The sequence below is a fragment of the bacterium endosymbiont of Bathymodiolus sp. 5 South genome (assembly GCF_900128535.1).
In the GTDB taxonomy this organism is placed as follows: domain Bacteria; phylum Pseudomonadota; class Gammaproteobacteria; order PS1; family Pseudothioglobaceae; genus Thiodubiliella.
Window position 1 is genome coordinate 1 of sequence record NZ_FQTR01000199.1, and the last position, 2,618, is coordinate 2,618.

The 2,618-nt window shown below is 37.6% G+C and carries 2 protein-coding genes and 1 pseudogene; 1 reads left to right on the forward strand and 2 read right to left on the reverse strand.

What is annotated here, in order from left to right; translation table 11 throughout:
* Window positions 1–371 precede the first annotated feature (371 nt).
* Together BBROOKSOX_RS12300 and BBROOKSOX_RS09945 are read right to left on the reverse strand one after the other, a co-directional pair.
* Window positions 372–1,907, reverse strand: coding sequence for an RHS repeat-associated core domain-containing protein (locus tag BBROOKSOX_RS12300; protein WP_257607852.1), 1,536 nt, complete (start codon window positions 1,905–1,907; stop codon window positions 372–374).
* A gap of 135 nt (window positions 1,908–2,042) precedes the next feature.
* Window positions 2,043–2,345 (reverse strand): hypothetical protein, encoded by a 303-nt coding sequence (locus BBROOKSOX_RS09945; protein ID WP_257607853.1) that lies wholly within the window; start codon window positions 2,343–2,345, stop codon window positions 2,043–2,045.
* An 81-nt stretch (window positions 2,346–2,426) separates the two neighbouring features.
* Here BBROOKSOX_RS09945 and BBROOKSOX_RS12510 point away from each other — a divergent pair.
* Window positions 2,427–2,618 (forward strand): annotated as a pseudogene (locus BBROOKSOX_RS12510) (hypothetical protein); the annotation flags it as partial.

Consider the following 2,618-nt stretch of genomic DNA (forward strand, 5'->3'; position numbering starts at 1 on the left):
ATGCTCTGATTGTGCTGTAAGTTTTTATCAAGATTCACGCCGATAACCAATCGCTAAGATGCTGAATGTTGGCGGTGTTTGAGTTATCTAAATCGGTAATGGTTTAATCCGTTAATACTTGCCAAAGGGTGTAGATTTATCACTCTGCAGTCAAAAAGTACATTATCCCAAAACCTCTGACAGCTTTTTAAAATTTCTTAACCCTTCAAGAGGCCTTTTGCAATACTTCAAGCACCAGTTTAGTTTTAAATGCTGAGGTGTATTGGGTTCGTTTTTTACTCCGATTTTTGTTAGTCTAGTTTGGCTTATTTGAAATAATAAATTTTAGATTGTTGTTTGAAATTGTTGGGGTTTTATATGCTCTAGTGAAATCATAATATGGCACAGTGGTTTGTTTGTCGTCTTATTCTAGATAGCCTACTAGTAGGTGCAAAATATTCATGCATATCTCCACGAGGTGGCAGGGGTTCTTCGGTAGATATTAAAGGCATTTTTGGTTTTAAATGTAGGCGAATATCGTTGCCAATACTCTTTAACTTTATAGAGGTTATCTCAAGACTAAAAGTGTTGGTAATCCTTGAAGAAGATCTGCCATTATCACTATTTCTAAGAAAATTATTATAAAACCTTGGGTAATTTCTATCCGTTTTATAAATCTCTATTGCTTCGTTTGTGCTGGGGTTGGTTATGCTCTGGCGTAGCATTTTTTTAGGTAGCATATTTAATGCACCTGCTATTTTTGTCATCCCTAAATACTGATAAGAGATTACTTCTGTTGCGTTCAAGCCAGAACGACGATCTGGATATTCATTTTTAAAATTTGAATTAAAAACTAACTCCCCTCTGGAGAAATACATAGTATTCCTAAAATCATCACCAGACGGACAAGAAAAAGCTTGAATGATTAGTGCCCCATTGCTCACTTCTGATTTTATGTAAAATTTTGTCCTGGTGTTTAGCAAGTTAAGCTTGTCAGCAGAATAAGTCTTGACAATATTTTCCAGTCTTTCATACGCTTCAGGAAAATAAAATAAATTATTATTCTGATAAGTTCCTTCAATTGGACTTAGTATATCTATCTCATAATTTGCCAGATTTATGTCGGCTGGAATAACTTTAACATGCCCTGTTGGGTCAATATACTTAAGGGGATTATTGTCCACATAAACATATAAATTTAATCCATCAACTGCTCCTGTTGCATCTGGGTTTATCCACCTCGTTAGCCAAGGGGCTAGGTACCTAGCACCGTAGTAGCACAAACCACTGCTGTCATCTCTTTCTTTGCTTGTGTAGCGGTAGCGTTTTTGTTGCACTTGGGTTTTGTCTTTACCTGCAATGATGGCTGTGCCACCATAGGGGTAGTAGTGTTCGTAACTGAGGGTTTGGGCTTTGTCATCCAGCTCTAAGGTGTTGGATTGTAGGTGGCTGTTGAGTTGGTAGCGGGTTTGGTTGGGGCTTTGGGTGTTGTCTTTGCTATTTTCGCTGAGGATGTGGGTGCCGATATGCAGGGTGGTGCTTTGCTGTTTTGCTTGGTTGATTGAAAGATCTAGTGAGGGTAGGTAGTCTCTTTGGCTTCGCACTTGGTGACTAGATTCAGTTACAATGCGGACTCGCTTGCCTTGATAATCATAAACATAATATTGTGTGGGTTTATCTGGTTTATTGAGTTTGTTAAGGGTGTTGTTGTAGTGCCAATCTAAAGTACCAATGTTATCTAAGACTAATAGGTTGCCATTGGCATCAAAGTCGCTGGTGGATTGTTGGGTTTCGGTGCCATGGTTATTGTTAGGGTGGATGGTGATAGTTTGTTGCCAAGTGTTACTTCTTGCCTGGTGTGAGAGGTTGGTTAGGTTGTTGCCTGTGTCGTAGATATAAGTTTGTTGATAAGATTCCAAGGTGTTCATAATTGCTAGCGCTTTTTTAATTTAATATTCATAGTAAATCTAAGTCCTTATTCAGAGGACTTTGCATAATAAATATGAATAAGAAAAGTAAGGGTCCGTGCTATTTTTGTCATCTATTTGGGCTGGGATCACAGGTTAAAACATAGATACTTCTGAGTCCATCTTGTTTTTTTGATAGGTGCGATAACTCACCCCACTTCCAGCATATTTTATTATGTGTTGAGTCTCTCCTGTAATATTATTACTAATGTCATAATAAGGTAATCTTGCGTTTGCAATACAAAATCCTTTTTTAGTATAAACGCTTCCTGCCCACGCATCTACCACTAAAGAATTTCTATTCCATTTCTCAGGTTCAAATATGGGGGTACGTTGATCGCGATTAATTAAGTTGAAGGTATGGTCAGGTTTTTCAGTTGCTATATATTCTGCTGTCATATCAGGATAATTTTTTCTTAATTCGTTCAGCTGCCCTGTGCTGATTTTAATGCCAATGCCTTGTATTTTGATATTTGTAGTTTGTCTTATAATCTGTTTGCCTTAATGCGCCAGCTACTGCCCCTTGAGTTTGCCAATAAAAGGGCAAAGTATATACGCTATCGTCTTTACGCCATTGCTGCTAAAGTCATTAAAACAGGTAGAAAAGTTATTATTAAATGCCAGGCACAATACTATCAATTACTCACCAAGGTATTAAACGACATCAAAGCG

What these genes read in the sequence shown, in the direction of transcription:
- BBROOKSOX_RS12300 (WP_257607852.1), bottom strand. Translation starts at nt 1,907, where the DNA reads ATGAACACCTTGGAATCTTATCAACAAACTTATATCTACGACACAGGC.
- BBROOKSOX_RS09945 (WP_257607853.1), bottom strand. Translation starts at nt 2,345, where the DNA reads ATGACAGCAGAATATATAGCAACTGAAAAACCTGACCATACCTTCAAC.